The organism is Streptomyces bungoensis, from assembly GCF_001514215.1.
In the GTDB taxonomy this organism is placed as follows: Bacteria; Actinomycetota; Actinomycetes; order Streptomycetales; family Streptomycetaceae; genus Streptomyces; species Streptomyces bungoensis.
On sequence record NZ_KQ948861.1, the window covers coordinates 143,329 to 159,026 of the forward strand.

Annotated in this window: 14 protein-coding genes; 8 read left to right on the forward strand and 6 right to left on the reverse strand. The window is 73.3% G+C overall.

Features of this window, described 5'->3' with window-relative positions; genetic code table 11:
- Nucleotides 1-159: 159 nt before the first annotated feature.
- Nucleotides 160-1,125, reverse strand: a complete 966-nt coding sequence (locus tag AQJ66_RS22210; RefSeq protein WP_061925070.1) for an SCO0930 family lipoprotein — start codon at nt 1,123-1,125, stop codon at nt 160-162.
- A gap of 749 nt (nt 1,126-1,874) precedes the next feature.
- Between AQJ66_RS22210 and AQJ66_RS40660 the strand changes: the two genes are divergently transcribed.
- Nucleotides 1,875-2,003 carry a hypothetical protein gene (locus AQJ66_RS40660; RefSeq protein WP_279617332.1) on the forward strand — a complete coding sequence of 43 codons (129 nt, stop codon included), beginning with the start codon at nt 1,875-1,877 and terminating at the stop codon, nt 2,001-2,003.
- A gap of 31 nt (nt 2,004-2,034) precedes the next feature.
- A complete protein-coding gene (locus tag AQJ66_RS22215) occupies nt 2,035-2,799 on the forward strand; it encodes a bestrophin-like domain (protein WP_079060346.1) in 765 nt (254 codons plus the stop codon).
- A 109-nt stretch (nt 2,800-2,908) separates the two neighbouring features.
- Here the strand turns inward: AQJ66_RS22215 and AQJ66_RS22220 are convergent, their stop codons facing one another.
- Entirely contained in the window at nt 2,909-3,628 is a 720-nt protein-coding gene (locus tag AQJ66_RS22220) for a hypothetical protein (protein ID WP_061925076.1), read from the reverse strand.
- A gap of 333 nt (nt 3,629-3,961) precedes the next feature.
- On the opposite strand from AQJ66_RS22220, the gene AQJ66_RS22225 reads away from it, so the two are divergent.
- Complete coding sequence (locus tag AQJ66_RS22225) at nt 3,962-4,627, forward strand: class F sortase (protein WP_061925079.1); 666 nt, start codon at nt 3,962-3,964, stop codon at nt 4,625-4,627.
- A 53-nt stretch (nt 4,628-4,680) separates the two neighbouring features.
- Here the strand turns inward: AQJ66_RS22225 and AQJ66_RS22230 are convergent, their stop codons facing one another.
- On the reverse strand, nt 4,681-5,514 hold the full coding sequence (locus tag AQJ66_RS22230; RefSeq protein ID WP_061925082.1) for a polysaccharide deacetylase family protein: 834 nt from the start codon (nt 5,512-5,514) through the stop codon (nt 4,681-4,683).
- Between the two features lie 100 nt (nt 5,515-5,614).
- On the reverse strand, nt 5,615-8,890 hold the full coding sequence (lysX, locus tag AQJ66_RS22235) for a bifunctional lysylphosphatidylglycerol synthetase/lysine--tRNA ligase LysX (protein WP_061925086.1): 3,276 nt from the start codon (nt 8,888-8,890) through the stop codon (nt 5,615-5,617).
- 117 nt (nt 8,891-9,007) lie between these two features.
- Between lysX and AQJ66_RS22240 the strand changes: the two genes are divergently transcribed.
- A complete protein-coding gene (locus AQJ66_RS22240) occupies nt 9,008-9,478 on the forward strand; it encodes a universal stress protein (RefSeq protein WP_061925089.1) in 471 nt (156 codons plus the stop codon).
- A gap of 391 nt (nt 9,479-9,869) precedes the next feature.
- Complete coding sequence (locus AQJ66_RS22245; RefSeq protein WP_061925341.1) at nt 9,870-11,300, forward strand: amino acid permease; 1,431 nt, start codon at nt 9,870-9,872, stop codon at nt 11,298-11,300.
- Between the two features lie 15 nt (nt 11,301-11,315).
- Here the strand turns inward: AQJ66_RS22245 and AQJ66_RS22250 are convergent, their stop codons facing one another.
- Complete coding sequence (locus tag AQJ66_RS22250) at nt 11,316-12,467, reverse strand: CapA family protein (protein ID WP_061925092.1); 1,152 nt, start codon at nt 12,465-12,467, stop codon at nt 11,316-11,318.
- 243 nt (nt 12,468-12,710) lie between these two features.
- On the opposite strand from AQJ66_RS22250, the gene AQJ66_RS22255 reads away from it, so the two are divergent.
- The 3 genes from AQJ66_RS22255 to AQJ66_RS22265 all read left to right on the forward strand — a co-directional run bounded on the left by AQJ66_RS22255 (nt 12,711) and on the right by AQJ66_RS22265 (nt 14,770).
- Nucleotides 12,711-13,262 (forward strand): sigma-70 family RNA polymerase sigma factor, encoded by a 552-nt coding sequence (locus tag AQJ66_RS22255; protein WP_061925095.1) that lies wholly within the window; start codon nt 12,711-12,713, stop codon nt 13,260-13,262.
- Nucleotides 13,263-13,404: 142 nt separating this feature from the next.
- Nucleotides 13,405-13,920, forward strand: coding sequence for a hypothetical protein (locus tag AQJ66_RS22260; RefSeq protein WP_061925097.1), 516 nt, complete (start codon nt 13,405-13,407; stop codon nt 13,918-13,920).
- A gap of 196 nt (nt 13,921-14,116) precedes the next feature.
- Complete coding sequence (locus tag AQJ66_RS22265) at nt 14,117-14,770, forward strand: zf-HC2 domain-containing protein (RefSeq protein ID WP_061925100.1); 654 nt, start codon at nt 14,117-14,119, stop codon at nt 14,768-14,770.
- A 34-nt stretch (nt 14,771-14,804) separates the two neighbouring features.
- Here AQJ66_RS22265 and AQJ66_RS22270 read toward each other — a convergent pair whose 3' ends face one another.
- Nucleotides 14,805-15,668, reverse strand: a complete 864-nt coding sequence (locus AQJ66_RS22270; protein ID WP_061925111.1) for an Fpg/Nei family DNA glycosylase — start codon at nt 15,666-15,668, stop codon at nt 14,805-14,807.
- Between the last annotated feature and the right edge of the window lie 30 nt (nt 15,669-15,698).

Here is a 15,698-nt window from a genome sequence, read left to right on the forward strand (position 1 = left end):
TTGACCATCCGTTCCCGGTCACTGCCTGCGGCAAGTGCCCGTCCTGTCCCGTTCGGTGACCGCCCCGCGCACAGCGGTCCGCCCCCTCCGTGCGGTCGGAGGGGGCGGACCTTCGGTCAGGCGCCGGGGGCGGGGCGATCGACCCTGGGGAGGTGATCCTTACTTGCCCGGCACGCCGACCGGCTTGCCGTCGGGGCGCACGGCGTACCAGGTGCCGCCCACGCCCTGACCGTTGGTGTCACCGGCGGCCTTGTCGCCGGAGAAGGTGTAGATCGGCCAGCAGTCGACGGTCATCTGCTTGGTGCCGTCGGGCCGGGTGAAGCCCATCAGGCCCTTCTTCTGCACGCCCTTGGTGTCGGCGGCCGGCACGGGGGCGACCGCGGGCCACTTCTCCAGGCAGGCACCGGTGCAGTTGGAGACGGACTTCGGCCATGCCTTGTCCTTCAGGAAGCGGTAGACCGTCATGCCGTTGCGGTCCACGACGATGTCGCCGAGCTTGGCGTCCTTGCGGACGGACAGGCCGGGCAGGGAGGTCAGGGAGGCCTTCTTGCCGTCGGGGGCGAGCGCGAACCACTTGCCGCCCACGCCCTGGCCGTTGACGTCACCGGAGTTGACGTCCTTGGCGTAGCGGTACGCGGGCCAGCCGGCGATGGTCAGCTGCTTGCTGCCGTCGGCCCGGGTGACCTCGCCGAGCAGCGCCTTGTCGATGCCGGCGCCGGCGGCGGCGTCGTCGGCCGGGACCGGGGGCCAGGTGGTGGCGCAGTCACCGGCACAGTTCGACTTGGGCGGGTTGGCGGTGTCCTTGTCGAACCGGTACAGGGTCAGGCCGGAGCCGTCCGTCACCACCTTGCCCAGGTCCGGGTTGCTGGCCACGGTCAGCTTGCCCGCCGGGGCGGCGGGGCTCGGGGAGCTGGAGTTCTGGTTGCCGTCGGCACCGTAGCCGTTGCCCGCACCGGTGCCGGTGCTGGTCCCGGTGCCCGTGCCCGGGACCGCCGCGGCCGTGGCGCCGACGTTCTGGGCCGCCGAGGCCGGAGGGGTGGTGTTGTCCTGACCGCACGCCGTCGTCAGCGCCAGCACCGAAGCGGCTGTGGCCACCAGTGAGGCGGTCCGCCAGGAGGTCTTCATCGTCAACTCCCCAAATTCGCCTGAATATTGCAGCGCCTGCAGCGCCTCGCTGCGCCGCCGCACGGCCATGGGTACGCAAGCCGGGGGTGGGGGTGTTCAATCCGGGGGCGAATTTCTTTCCGGACCCTGTGACGCGTCGCCCGCGGGGGGGAAACCTGCGGCGGCACCTTTCGGCCATTTCGGGTCACTTCCGCCCGCCAAACCCCGGATGGCGCCATGTCCCCCCTTCGGGCCAATCCCGGGACACTCCGGCGTAGGACCGTTCCGCGGACCACATGATCTCCGTCGTGCATGGACCCGAAGTGACTCGACGCGCGCCCGCCGCACGGGTGCTGGCCGTGCTGGCGCTGACCTGGACCCTGGCGGGCTGCCCGGTCGGGACCGCGTCGGCCGACGCCTGCGCCTACGCCTCGACGGGCCCGGACGGCGTGGTGGCGGTGGCCGTGGCGGGGGACTCCGCGGCCTGGCCGCCCTTCCCGCCCTGCTCGGAGCCCACCCCGCCGCCCACTCCCCCGCCTGCACCGACGCCGCCACCACCACCGCCTCCGCCTCCGCCTCCGCCTCCACCGAAGCCGAAGCCGAAGCCCACGCCTCGTCCGGCGCCGGTCCCGAAGGCCCCGCCGCGACCGGCACCGGCGGCCCGGCCCGCCCCGGTTCCGCCGCCCGCTCCTCCACCGCCCCGGCCGGTCCCGAAGCCCGAGCCGAAGCCGAGGCCGACCGAGCCCGCCCCGCGGCCCTCCGCGACCCCGGTGAGCTACCCCGCGTACCACCCGCGGGCGGTCCGCCACGCCCCGTCCGCCCCCACCACACCGGTCACCTACGTCCTGCTCATCACCGTTCCCGCGATCGTCGCCGTCGCGGCACTGCGCCCGCGCTGACGCACCCGCCGCTCACCTCAGGAGGCACCTGTTGTCGGATTGGCTTGTTCTCGTCCTCGCGATGCTGGGGGCCTGTGCCGTGGTGGTGGTCATCACCCTCGTCCGGCACAAGCGGGCCCCCGAGGACGAGGACCCCAGCGAGACCCCGGACGTCATCGAGTACATGACCATGTGGATCGGCGTCGTGTACGCCATCGTCCTGGGCCTGGCCATCGCGGGCGTGTGGGAGGCGCGCAGCGCCGCCCAGGACCATGTGCAGGCCGAGGCCCAGGCGCTGCACGAGATCTCCGAGCGGGTCCGGGTCTATCCCCCGGCCGTCCGGGACCGCATCCGGGAGGACGTCGACGCCTATGTCGGCCAGGTCGTGACCACCGAGTGGCAGGCGATGACCCGCCACGGGCGGGTGACCGAGCGGGGCGGCGACATGCTGGCGCGGGTCCGCCACGACATCACGGACTACCAGCCGGCGAACGACTTCGAGGCGCAGGCCTACCAGCCGCTGCTCGACCAGGTCGCCGCCGCCGACCAGGCGCGCACCGCGCGCGCCGACTCCACGGGCGCGACCATGCCGGCCGTGGTGTGGTTCGGACTGCTCTTCGGGGCGCTGATCACCATCGGCATGGTCTTCGCGCTGCAGATCCGGCGCACCCGGCGGGAACTGGTCCTGGCCGGGCTGTTCTCCGCGACCATCGCCTTCATGCTCTTCCTGATCTGGGACTTCGACGCCCCCTACAGCCGGGGCATCGCGGCGAGCGCCGAGCCGTTCCTCGCCCTGTTCCCGGGGGTCAAGGGGTAGCGCCGGACCCCGCCGTGCTCACGGGCCGTCGCCCCCGTGCCCTGGAGGGGCGGGGGCGACGGCCTGCCACGCGTTCGGCGCCCGCCGGGCGGCAGGGGGGCCAACCCGGTCAGATCCGCTTCTCGTTGCGCCGGCGCAGCCAGAACACACCGCTGCCGATCGCGGCGGCCACGAGTGTGCCGCCGATGGCCATGTCGGTGGGCGAGGCCCCGTCGGTGATGCTGCCGCCGAGGCCTCCCTGGACGCCGCCGGAGGGCCACTGCCGGGCGTTGCCGTGGTCCCCTCCGCCGCTGTTGCGGCCGATGTTGCCGTGCTCGTTGCCGAGGCCGTTGTTTCCGTCTCCGTTTCCGTGTCCGTTTCCGTTTCCGTTTCCGTTTCCGTTTCCGAGGTTGCCTCGCCCGTTGCCGAGCCCGTTGTTCCCGGGGCCGTTGTTGAACGGACCGTTGTCGAAGTCGCCCCGGCCGCCGCCGATGTTTCCCTGGATGTGGCCGTTGAAGAAACCGTTGAAATTGCCGTTCATGTTGCCGTTGAAGCGGGCGTTCCCGTTCCCCGGGAAGTTCCAGTTGCCGGGGAAGTTGCCGTTCCCGGGACCGTTCCCGAAGAAGTTCCCGTTGCCGGGGAAGTTGCCGCCTCCGGGCAGGGCCCCGATCCCCGGAAGGCCGCCGTTGACGGCGCCGGTGCCGGGCACGGCCGCCACTCCCCCGTTGCCGGTGGTGTCCGACGGGCCGCCCCCGGCACCCAGGCCGTCGGCGACGGCCACGGGGACGGCGGCGAGCCCGAGCACCGCGAACGCGGTGCACGCGACCGCCAGGGCACGTTGGTTTCGCATGTGATCCTCCGCGGGAGGCACCCCGGGTCCCGTACCCGGGTCGATCGGCGAGGAAGCACCTCCTGACACGACACTCCGGCGCGCGGAACACGCCCGCATGTCGAGAATGGTCCGTCCTGGTGAGCGGACACGCCGCGAGAAAAGCACACAATCAGATATTGCTGCAGGTCACGGACCGTCAGAAATTCCCTTCATGCTGCAACTCGGATGGCGCACCCGAGGGCCGCCGGGCCACCCGTTCGCCCGCCGCCTGCGTCGCCCGCCACCCGCGCGGGACTTAGCGTTTTCCCAGGGCGAGGGACGAGGTGAGGCGGCGTCGAGAGGGGAAGGCGAATGTACGCGTTCGAGTCGGCCGAGTGGGCCGAAGAGGAGGAGCTGCGGAGGAAGCGCGCGCCGTGGGGGGTGATAGCGCTGCTCCTGCTGACCGGTCTCGCTCTCCTGCGCAACGGCTCGGGGGAGTTCGACGTCGGTCCGCCGCGGCCGGCGTCGGCCGCCGCGCCGGACAGCCGCGCCACCACCGGCCCGACCGCGGCCGCCCCGCTGCCGTTCTCCCAGCCGGACCGGGTCCGGATTCCCGCGATCCAGGTGGACGCGCCCGTCGTCCCCGTGGGGCTGGACACGAACGGCTGGGTCGGTGCCCCGCCGCCGGACGACGCCAATCTGGCGGGCTGGTTCACCGGCGCGGTCTCGCCCGGCGAGAAGGGCACCGCGGTCGTCGTCGGGCACGTCGACAACAAGCAGGGGCCGGCCGTGTTCTACGGGCTCGGGGCGCTGAAGAAGGGAAACCGCGTCGAGGTCCTGCGCAAGGACGGGCGGACCGCGGTGTTCGAGATCTACGGCGTCGAGCTCTTCGCGAAGGCCGACTTCCCCGGCGACCGGGTCTACCGCTCGAAGGGCACCCCGGAGCTGCGCGTGATCACCTGCGGCGGGGGCTTCTCGAAGCAGAACGGCTACGACGGGAACGTGGTCGTCTTCGCCCGCCTGGCGACGGTGGCCTGAGACGCCGTCACCGGGCGGACCCGAAGCCGATGAACAGGGTGCCGCGGAATCCGTCAGGACGGACGGCGGCGCGGCACGGTGAAGTGGTAGCCGGAGTCGAGCAGGTGGGGCAGCCATTCGCGGATCGCGCGGACGGTCTGCGAACGGTCGCCCCCGGCGTCGTGGGAGAGCACCACGACGCCGGGGGCGGCGCCGTTCTCGATGCGGTCGACGATGACGCCCTCGCCCGGGGTGGTCCAGTCGCGGCTGTCGACGGTCCAGGCCATCGGCTCCATGCCCATCTCGGCGCCGAGCTGGAACGCGGCCCGGTTCCAGGCGCCGTAGGGGGCGCGGAACCACTGCGGGCGCTCCCCGTAGGAGTCCTCGATGGCGTCGCTGGTCCGCTCCATCTCCGAGCGGATCTCCTTGCGGTCGAGAGTCGTCAGCAGCGGATGCGTCCAGGTGTGGTTGCCGACGACATGGCCGTCGTCGGCCATCCGGGCCAGCAGCTCCCGGTTCTCGACGACGCACTCGCCGCACACGAAGAACATCGCGCGCACGTCGTACCGGGCCAGGGTGTCCAGGATGTGCGGGGTGTACTCCGGGTTCGGGCCGTCGTCGAACGTCAGCATCATGTGCCGGCCGCGCCCGGAGATGCTCATGATGGGTTCGTGACGGGTCTTCAGCTTGCGGGGCGCGGCCCGCGGGGGGCCGTAACCGGTGAGTGGCTGGAGCCGGAAGGCCGAGGACTTCAGCGCCTGCCGGGCCTGCGGTCCGGCGACCGGGGCGGCGGTGCGGGCCGGCTCGTCACCGCCGACCGCCAGTACGGCTCCCGCGGTCCCCGCGGCCCCCAGGGCGGCACCGGCCAGCAGCATCCGGCGCCGTGTGAACAACTGATCCTTCTGCATGACTCATCAGTCGCCCGGCAGACCTCCGGCGCACCACAACGGCACCGGTGCGGCGGCGGGAATACACCCGATCGGCGTAACGCCCAGGGGCACGCGGACTCTAGCGCCGGCGAACCAGGGGGAACGGCAGGGTCTCGCGGATGGTCAGGCCGGTGAGGAACATGACGAGGCGGTCGACGCCGAGGCCCAGGCCGCCGGTCGGGGGCATCGCGTACTCGAGGGCGTCGAGGAAGTCCTCGTCGAGTTCCATGGCCTCCGGGTCGCCGCCCGCGGCCAGCAGGGACTGCGCGGTGAGGCGGCGGCGCTGTTCGACGGGGTCGGTCAGCTCGGAGTAGGCGGTGCCGAGCTCGGTGCCGAAGGCGACGAGGTCCCAGCGTTCGGCGAGCCGGGGGTCGGCGCGGTGCTGCCGGGTGAGCGGCGAGACGCCGGTCGGGAAGTCCTTGTAGAAGGTGGGTACCCCGGTGCGCACCTCCACCAGCCGCTCGTACATCTCCAGGACGACGTCCCCGGGGCCGTCGTCGGCGGTGTACGGCACGCCCGTGCGGTCGCACAGCCGGTGGAGCCGCAGCAGTTCGGTGCCGGGGCCGATCTCCTCCTCCAGCACCTCGGAGAGCGCGCCGTGGACCGTCTTGACCGGCCAGGTCCCGGAGATGTCGTACTCCCGGCCGTCCTTGCGGGCGACGGGGGCGCCGAACGCGGCGGTCGCGGCGGCCTGGATCAGCTCGCGGGCGAGGTCGAGCATCACCTCGTAGTCGGCGTAGGCCTGGTAGGCCTCCAGCATGGTGAACTCGGGGTTGTGCTTGTAGGAGACGCCCTCGTTGCGGAAGGTGCGGCCCAGCTCGAAGACCTTCTCCAGGCCGCCGACGCAGAGCCGTTTGAGGTACAGCTCGGGGGCGATGCGCAGGTGCAGGTCGAGGTCGTAGGCGTTGCTGTGGGTGGTGAAGGGGCGGGCGTTGGCGCCGCCGTGGATCTGCTGGAGCACCGGGGTCTCGACCTCCAGGTACCCGCGGTCCAGCAGGCCCTGGCGCAGAGCCTGCACGGCGGCCGACCGGGCGCGTACGACCTGGCGGGCGTCGGGCCTGGTGACCAGGTCGAGGTGGCGGTGGCGGACCCGGGCCTCGGGGTCGGTGAGGCCGCGGCGCTTGTCGGGCAGCGGGCGCAGGCACTTGCCGGTCAGCTGCCAGGAGGTGACGAACACGGTGGGCTCGCCCCGGTCGCTGAGGCCGGCGCGGCCGGTGGCCGTGATCTGGTCGCCGATGTCGGTGTCGGCGCGGAAGCGGGCGAGCGCGGCCGGGCAGGTGTCACGGGTGAGGGCGAGCTGGTGGTCGCCGGACCAGTCGCGCAGCACGGCGAAGACGAGGCCGCCGAAGTCGCGGACCAGCATGACGCGGCCGGCCACGGTGACGTCCTGTCCCCGGGGGACGGCGGCGAGGGCGTGGGTGGGGGCGGGGACGCCGACCGGGTAGGGGTCGGTGCCGGTGGCGCGCAGCCGGCCGAGGGTGCGGTGCCGGACGCGGACCTGGTCCGGCAGGTCCGCGTCCGGGGCGGCGGGCCCGGTCTGGTCCCCTCCGTCGAGGCCGAGCGCCGCCGGGGCCGGCAGACCCTGCGTGGTGACAGGCCGCTGCCCGGTTCTCGGGTGCCCCTTTCCGCGGAGTTTGCGCAGGGAAGGTACGGCGACGAATCCCTCGGCGATGCCGGAGGCGAGGCCGATGCGAGCCAGGGAGGCGGCGTCGGCGTAGCAAAGGAAGCGCGGGTACCACTCCGGGTGGTACTTGGCGTTGGAGCGGTACAGGGCCTCCAGCTGCCACCAGCGGGAGAGGAACAGCAGCAGGCGGCGCCAGAGCCGGAGCACGGGGCCGGCGCCGATGCGGGCGCCCTCCTCGAAGGCCGAGCGGAAGACGGCGAAGTTCAGCGAGATCCGGTGCACGCCCAGTTTGGGCGCGGCCGCGCACAGTTCGGCGACCATGAACTCCATGACCCCGTTGGGGGCGGTGCGGTCACGGCGCATCAGGTCCAGGGAGATGCCGTCGCCTCCCCAGGGCACGAAGGAGAGCAGCGCGAGGAGCCGGCCGCCGTCGCCGAGCGCCTCCACGAGCAGGCAGTCGCCGTCGGCGGGGTCGCCGAGCCGGTCCAGGGCCATGGAGAAGCCGCGCTCGGTCTCGGTGTCGCGCCAGGCGTCGGCCTTGCGGACGATCTCCTCCATCTCGTGCTCGGAGAGCGTGGCGTGGCGGCGGATGCGGCAGGTGGCGCCGGTGCGGCGGACGCGGTGCACGGCCTGGCGGGTGACGCGCATGTCCCGGCCGTCCAGGTCGAAGCCGGGGACGTGCAGGATCGCCTCGTCGCCGAGCTGGAGGGCGCCGAGTCCGGCGCGGGCGTAGGCGCGGGCGCCGTCCTCGGAGGCGCCCATCACCGCGGGCGCCCAGGCGTGGCGGCGGGCCGCGTCCAGCCATGCGGCGATGGCGTGCGGCCAGGCCTCGGGGTCGCCGACGGGGTCGCCGCCGGCCAGGCAGACGCCGGCCTCGACGCGGTAGGCGACGGCGGCCTTGCCGCTCGGGGAGAAGACGACGGCCTTGTCGCGGCGGGTGGCGAAGTAGCCGAGCGAGTCCCGGTCGCCGTACCCGCGCAGCAGGGCGCGGACGTGGGCCTCCTCGTCGTCGTGCAGGGCGGCCTCCAGGCGCTGTGAACGGAACAGCGCGGCGGCGGCGTTCAGCAGGGCGAGCGCGCCGAAGAGGCCGAGCAGGAAGGTGACCGGGCGGGGCGGGCGGCCGTCGAAGGAACTGTTGGAGACGAGTCCTCCGCACACCCGGTCGGCGGCCCAGGCCAGGTGCTGCCCCTCGGGCAGGGTGCCCGGGAACATCATGACCAGGCCCCAGCCGAGCAGGACGGCCACGACGAGCCCGGCGACCAGCACGGCCAGCGCCCGCCACACCGCGCCGCGGCGGGAGGCGGCGTAGAACTCGCCCCGGGCGACGACCAGCAGGGCCAGCAGCAGCGCGCACAGCACCATCGAGGGCAGCGACTGCGCGTACAGGCCGAGCAGGACGCCGAGGACGTCGTCCAGCACGACCAGGGAGAGGTAGACGACGACCAGCCACCAGGCGATCCTCTTGCGGGCGGCGGTGGCGCCGGCCAGCAGGAACAGGAAGACGGCGTAGGCGAGGTTGGCGCTGACGGGGACCAGCAGCAGGTCGACGGCGCGGACCACCGGGCGGAGCAGGACGCGCAGCGGGGCGACGAGGTCGAGCAGGGCGCACAGCAGGCCGAGCGCGGCGAACAGGGTCGCGAAGGCCTCGGGCACCCAGCCGAGGCGTCCACCGGCGCCCGGGCGTATCCCGCCCGCGGCGTCCCCGCGGGCGGCCTCGGCGGTGGCAGTCATGGTTCCGACTCTAGGAAGCGCGGGGGCGGCCCGCCCGTCGAGCGGCCGGCCGGGCACCGTCCCGTGGGCCCTCACCCGCACCCCGGCCGGAGTTGGCCGTTCCGATAGCCTCGGGACGTGACGGAACAGCACGAGCAGCACGCACACCGGTTCGAGCGGGGCACGGACGGGCCGAAGGTCGTCGTGGTCGGGGTCGACGGGTCCGACTCCTCGCTGCGGGCCGCCGCGTACGCGGCCGGACTGGCGCGCCGGCAGCGCGCCCTGCTGGCCGTGGTGTACGTGCAGCCGGTGCTGGCGGCCGGGGCGGCGCTGGGGGCGCCGGTGGCGGAGACGACCGACGAGATCGCGGAGGACCTGATCACGTACATCCGGGAGTCCGCCGAGCGGCTCAAGGGGATATTCGAGGTCCGCTGGGAGTTCCACACCTTCCGCGGCGACCCCTACAACGGCCTGGTGAAGGCGGCCGACGAACTGAAGGCGGACGCGGTGGTCGTGGGCGCCTCGGAGCAGGCCGGGCACCGCATCATCGGCTCGGTGGCGGTACGGCTGGTGAAGGCGGGACGGTGGCCGGTGACGGTCGTGCCCTAGGGCTCGGCCGGCCGGTGGGCCCGGGATCACCGGTGCGCCGAGGCCGGAGGCGGATGAGCCGCAACCAAGGGTTGCGAGCGGGCGGACTACGATGGCGGCGTGGATCCGAAGGGACCTGCGCACCTTCGCCGCGGTGGCGGATGCGCGGCCGTTCCGGAGGCCGGCCGCCGGCTCCGCCGGGGACGGCCTGCGGCGGATCCCGCTGACCGGCCCCGCTCCGTCCGTCCCCCTCCGCACGGTCCGTGAGGCGGCCACCGCGCACCCGGCGCACCCGGCCCCCGCCCCTGCCCGGACACCGCCCCGAGCCGTGCGTGGCGTCTTCCGTCCGTGGTGGGCCTGGGACATCATGATCCGCCATCAGCCGTTTGCCGTAGGCGAAGAGGTGAGGCACATGGCCAAGCTCCGCGCGGGTGAAGGGATTCTCCGCCGCAAACCCATCGAGCACATCGAGGAGACGGAGGTCGGCGGGGGCGGAGGCGCTCGGCTCGAGCGGTCGCTCGGCATGTGGCAGCTCACCGCGATCGGCGTGGGCGGGATCATCGGCGCGGGCATCTTCACCCTGGCCGGCACGGTGGCCAACGGCACGGCCGGGCCCGCGGTGCTGGTGTCCTTCCTGATCGCCGGTCTCGCGAGCGCCTGCGCCGCGCTGTCGTACGCCGAGTTCGCCGGGCTGATCCCGAAGGCGGGGTCGGCCTACACGTACGGCTACGCGGTGCTGGGCGAGTTCGCGGGCTGGTTCATCGGCTGGGACCTGCTGCTGGAGTACACGGCGATCGTCGCCGTGGTGGCCATCGGCATCTCGGGCTACTTCGGCTTCCTGGTGGAGGAGATGGGCGCCAAGCTGCCCGCCTGGATGCTGGGCGCGCCCGGCACCGGGCCCGGGCACCGGGTCGACCTGTTCGCCGTGGTCCTGTGCCTGCTGATCGCCTGGCTGCTCAACCTCGGCATCCGCAGCGCGGCCCGCTTCGAGACGTTCGTGGTCGCGCTGAAGGTGCTGGTGGTGCTGCTGGTGATCGGCGTGGGGGTGCTCCACATCGACACCGGCAACTACCACCCGTTCTTCCCGTTCGGCATCAGCGGGGCGTTCACGGGCGCGGCCACGGTGTTCTTCGCGGTGTTCGGCTACGACGCCATGTCCACGGCGGCCGAGGAGTCGAAGGACGCCCAGCGGCACATGCCGAAGGCGATCATCTACTCGCTGGCCATCTCGATGGTGCTGTACGTGGCGGCCTGCCTGGTGCTGACCGGCATGCAGAACTACCGGCACATCGACCCCGAGAGCGGCTTCTCGACGGCGTTCAAGTCGGTGGGCCTGAGCGGGCTGGCGGACGTGATCGCGGTGGGCGCGATCATCGGCATCCTCACGGTGATGTTCACGTTCATGCTGGGGGTGACCCGGGTGTGGTTCTCGATGTCCCGGGACGGGCTGCTGCCGTCCTGGTTCGCCCGCACGCACCCGACCCGGCACGTGCCGACCCGGGTGACCTGGATCGTCGGCGCGACCTCGGCCGTCATCGCCGGGTTCATCCCGATCGCGGAGGCGGCGGAGCTGACCAACATCGGCATCCTGCTGGCGTTCGTGGTGGTGTGCACGGCGGTGATCGTGCTGCGCTACCGGCAACCGGACCTGCCGCGCACCTTCCGCACCCCGTGGATGCCGTTCGTGCCCGCGCTGGGGGTGGTCTTCTCGGTCTGGCTGATCACCTTCCTGCAGTGGCAGACCTGGGTGCGGTTCGCGGTGTGGTTCGTGATCGGCAGCGTGATCTACGCCGGGTACTCCTACCGGCACTCCGCCCTGGCGGAGCGGCGGCCCGTGGAGTGAGCGGCGGCGGGCGGGTCAGTCCCCCATGACCAGCCCGTCCGTCGCGGCGCCCCGGCCGAGGACGACGCCGCCGATGCGGTCGCGCACCCCCTGCAGGTCCGCGCCCTGGGCGATCGCCCGGTTCAGGTCGAGGACGCGGCCGGCGTCGAGGTCGTACATCTGCGGGACGAACTCGGCCCGGCGTACCTCCCAGCGGCCGCCGGGGCGGGTGGGCCGGGTGAACGTGAAGCGGGCGATGGTGGACTCGTTGCCGCGCGGGTCCTGCACGCCCCGGTCGTCGTACATCTCGCCGGCGATCTGGTCGCCGAGTCCGTAGACCACCCAGGTGCCGTTGACCTTCTCGTAGGGCTGCGGAACGTGGGCGTGGGAGCCCAGGATCAGGTCGATGTCGGGGCGGCCGTTGGTCCGCGAGGCGGTCAGGCGCCGGGCGAGGGTGGTCTGCAGCTGGTCGGGGGCGTCCTGCCACGCGGTCCCCCAGTGCACCGAGACCACGACCACGTCGGCTCCGGCGAGCCGGGCGGCGCGGGCGTCGGAGACGATCCGGCCGGCGTCCAGCAGGTTGACGGCCCAGGGCTGTCCCGTGGGCAGCGGGTGGCCGCCGGTGCCGAAGGCGTACGACAGGTGCGCGACCCTGGCCGGGCCCGCCTGGAGGAGCGTGACCGCGTGGGCCTCGGCCTCGGTGCGGGCGGTTCCGGCGTGCCGCAGGCCGGCCCGGTCCATGGCGTCGAGGGTGCGCCGGACGCCGGCGGGGCCGTCGTCCAGGGCGTGTTCGGAGGCGGTGGAGCAGCTGTCGTAACCGGCCGCGGCGAGGCCGTCGGCGATCTGCGGCGGGGACAGGGCGCCGCTGCGGCCGGCGGGCGCTCCGGGGCCGGCGTAGACGCTCTCCATGTGGCACAGCGCCACGTCGGCGCGGCGGACGGTCCCCGCGACGCCGGAGAGCATCGGGCGGAAGTCGTGGCCGCCGCCGCGGGCGTCGAAGGCCGCCCGGTCGGCGACGGAGCCGTTCGGCACGACGTCGCCGGTGGCGACGAGGGTGAAGTCGCGGACGACGGGCGGCGCCGGGCGGCCCGGGCCGGCGGCCTCCTGGCGCTCCTGGTTGTGGCAGGCGGCCGCGGCCGCCAGGATCGCCGTCAGGGCCAGCGCCACCTGGTGTCTGCGTGCGATCATCTGCTCACCCCAGGATCGTCGTACGTACGGACGTCGTATTTACCGACAGAACCTCGATGGGCATATGGGTATGAAACCTGCCCCCCGCGCAAACGGCCCGGGCACCCGAATTAGCCCGTCCGGCGCCGTCGGCGGGCGGCCGCGGCCGGGTCGTGCGACCGTTCGCCGCCCCGATCGGACCGTCCGCCGCAGAGCCGTGCGCGTGCCCTGTCCCCGGGCCGCGGCCTGCGCTGCCATACGGCCATGACGGCCGGAACCTCATTTCCCCCCGGGACGACGACGACCGCCGAGCACGAGCTGGCCGCCCTCCAGCGCGAGCACGGCGGTCCCCTCTTCGCGCTGCTGCTCCGGCTGAGCGACGGGGACCGGCAGCGCGCCGAGGATCTGGTGCAGGAGACCCTGGTGCGCGCCTGGCAGCACCCGGAGGCCCTGCACGCGGACGACTTCGACTCCGTACGGCCCTGGCTGCTGACCGTCGGCCGGCGACTCGCGATCGACGCCCGGCGGGCCCGGCAGGCGCGTCCGCCGGAGATCGGCGCCGAGGTGCCCGAGAACGCGCGGGTGACCGCCGACCACGCCGAGCGGGCCGCCGCCGTGCTCGACGTACGGGAGGCTGTGAAGAGGCTCACGCCGGAGCACCGTGACGTCCTGGTGCTGGTGTACTTCCGCGGGGCCAGTGTGGCGGAGGCCGCGGAAGCCCTCGGGATCCCGCCCGGTACCGTGAAGTCCCGCGCGTACTACGCGCTGCGTGCCCTGCGCCGGGTCCTCCCCGGATACGCGGCCGACCTGCGGTGAAACCCACGACCGGGCAAAGCCTTCGCAAAGCGCCTTGCTGTGACCCCCGTCGGGGCAATCAGCTGTCCTCATCCGCGTTCCGGACGGGACCGGGTCCCGGGGGTTCGGGCGACGCGCACGCACCGGAGGAAGGCAGGAAGGGATGCAGTACAGAGGGCACGAGGGCACGGAGGGCATCGGCGGCGGCGAACGGGCCGTTCCCATGGCCTGGTTCTACGCCGAGTACATCGCCGACGAGCTGCTGCGCACCGGCGACCTGATGCCGCCGACCTCCTTCGAGTTCCGGGCCGGCCGGGACGCCCTGGCGCTGACCGTCTTCCTGTCGGACACCGACGGGGAGCTGTCCGGCATCCGGGTGGTCTCGCAGCTGGAGCACTGGCTGTCGCTGACGGCGTACGACCAGCCGTGGCAGGACTGGGTGGGCGAGCGGATGGCGGAGCTGGCCGCCGAGGAGGCCGCCGCCGCGGCGCCCTCGCCGGACCTGGCGCTGGCCGCCGAGGCCTGGCGGTGGCTGGAGGAGACCGAGCTGCTCGCGCCCGACCTGGACGCGGTGCCGGGCGGCGGGGCGGTGCTCGGCGAGGACGACGGGCCGAAGGTGTGGACGCCCGCGTGGCGGCTCGGGCTGCCCTTGGGGCACCTGGCCATCCACCTGTTCTGAGGTCCTTTAACGCGCCGCTCGTGCGGCGTGTTCAGCCGCTCTGAGATTTTCTGGAAATCGGACCAATCCGCGGGCCGGACCGCTCCGAATCCCTAGGTCACGATTCGGTGTGCGCCTTGAGTGATTCGGTGGTCGGCTGCGTACGGGTGGGAGCAAGGAGTAACCCCACCCGCACCCATCGGCACGAGGATTCGGCATGAGGTCCCTGGAAAGGCATCGCGACGTCGGCGCGTACGCGCTCGGCGTGCTGGACGAGGCGGAGGCCTTCCGCTTCGAGGACCACCTCATGGAGTGCCCCCGGTGCGCGGCACAGGTGACCGAGTTCGGTCCCACCGCGCGGCAGCTGATGCTGTACCGCCGGGCCACGCCGCGCTTCGTGCACCCCATGGCCAAGCCCGGTCCCCGGCTGCTGGACCGGCTGCTCGGCGAGATCACCCTGCGGCACCGGGCGCGGCGCCGCCGGGTGCTGTACGGCCTGGCCGCCTCGGTGGTGCTGGCCGTGGCCGGACCCGGACTGGTGCTCCACGCCGCGGGGCCGGCGCCGGCCGGGCGGGTCACCGCGGCGACCGACCCCGGCACCGGGGTGTGGGCGCGGGTGACCACCGAGGACGGCGACTCGGGCAGCCGGATGCGCCTGGAGGTCAAGGACGCCTCCGGTCCCCACTCCTGCCGGTTCGTGATCGTGGGCCGTGACGGGTCGGAGCAGGTCGTCAGCGGCTGGACCGTGAGCGGCCACGACGCCGCGACGACCATGACGGCGGCCGCCTCGACCATGCATCCCGACCAGATCGCCCGCTACGACGTACGCACCGCGGACGGGAAGCCACTGGTGTCGCTCAGCCCCCGCTGAGCGGCACCAGTGGCTTCCCGAAGGGGGCGCGGGCTCACTTCAGCAGCCGTGACAGCCTGCGGTCGGCGAGGGGTTTGCCGCCCGTCTGGCACGTGGGGCAGTACTGGAGCGAGGAGTCGGCGAAGGACACCTCTCGGACGGTGTCGCCGCAGACCGGGCAGGGCTCACCGGTGCGGCCGTGGACCCGCAGCCCGCTCTTCTTCTCCGCCTTCAGCCGCCCCGCGGCAAGGCCCCGGGACCGCTCGACCGCCTCGGTGAGGGTGGTGCGCAGCGCCTCGTGGAGCCGCCGGACCTCCTCCGGTGTGAGGGAGGCTGCGAGCTTGAACGGGGACATCCTCGCGGCGTGCAGGATCTCGTCGCTGTAGGCGTTGCCCACCCCCGCGATCAGGGACTGGTCCCGCAGGGCGCCCTTGAGCTGCCGCCTCTCCCCCTCCAGCAGGGCCGCGAGGCGCTCCTCGCCGAAGTCCGCGGCGAGCGGGTCGGGGCCGAGCCGGGCGACGCCCGGAACCTCCAGCGGATCGCGGACGAGATACACGGCGAGGCGTTTCTGGGTGCCGGCCTCGGTGAGGTCGAAGCCCTCGCCGGTGTCCAGGGCCACGCGCAGCGCCAGCGGGCCCTTGCCGGGGCGGGGCGGCCCGTCGGGCAGCCGGTCCCGCCACTGCAGCCAGCCGGCCCGGGCCAGGTGGGTCACCAGGTGCAGGCCGCCGCTCGTCTCCAGGGCGAGGAACTTGCCGTACCGGCGCACGGCGGTGATCTCGCTGCCCTCGACGGCGGTGACCGGCGGGTCGTAGGTCTTCAGGACGCTGACGGCGACCGGCAGCACCCGCGCGACCCGGCGGCCGGCCAGGTGCTCGGCGAGGAAGTCCTTCAGCGCTTCCACCTCGGGCAGTTCGGGCATACGTCCAGACTGCCACCCCGCACGGGCGAC

What these genes read in the sequence shown, in the direction of transcription:
- AQJ66_RS22210 (WP_061925070.1), bottom strand. Translation starts at nt 1,125, where the DNA reads ATGAAGACCTCCTGGCGGACCGCCTCACTGGTGGCCACAGCCGCTTCG.
- AQJ66_RS22220 (WP_061925076.1), bottom strand. Translation starts at nt 3,628, where the DNA reads ATGCGAAACCAACGTGCCCTGGCGGTCGCGTGCACCGCGTTCGCGGTG.
- AQJ66_RS22225 (WP_061925079.1), top strand. Translation starts at nt 3,962, where the DNA reads ATGTACGCGTTCGAGTCGGCCGAGTGGGCCGAAGAGGAGGAGCTGCGG.
- AQJ66_RS22230 (WP_061925082.1), bottom strand. Translation starts at nt 5,514, where the DNA reads ATGCAGAAGGATCAGTTGTTCACACGGCGCCGGATGCTGCTGGCCGGT.
- lysX (WP_061925086.1), bottom strand. Translation starts at nt 8,890, where the DNA reads ATGACTGCCACCGCCGAGGCCGCCCGCGGGGACGCCGCGGGCGGGATA.
- AQJ66_RS22245 (WP_061925341.1), top strand. Translation starts at nt 9,870, where the DNA reads ATGGCCAAGCTCCGCGCGGGTGAAGGGATTCTCCGCCGCAAACCCATC.
- AQJ66_RS22250 (WP_061925092.1), bottom strand. Translation starts at nt 12,467, where the DNA reads ATGATCGCACGCAGACACCAGGTGGCGCTGGCCCTGACGGCGATCCTG.
- AQJ66_RS22255 (WP_061925095.1), top strand. Translation starts at nt 12,711, where the DNA reads ATGACGGCCGGAACCTCATTTCCCCCCGGGACGACGACGACCGCCGAG.
- AQJ66_RS22260 (WP_061925097.1), top strand. Translation starts at nt 13,405, where the DNA reads ATGCAGTACAGAGGGCACGAGGGCACGGAGGGCATCGGCGGCGGCGAA.
- AQJ66_RS22265 (WP_061925100.1), top strand. Translation starts at nt 14,117, where the DNA reads ATGAGGTCCCTGGAAAGGCATCGCGACGTCGGCGCGTACGCGCTCGGC.
- AQJ66_RS22270 (WP_061925111.1), bottom strand. Translation starts at nt 15,668, where the DNA reads ATGCCCGAACTGCCCGAGGTGGAAGCGCTGAAGGACTTCCTCGCCGAG.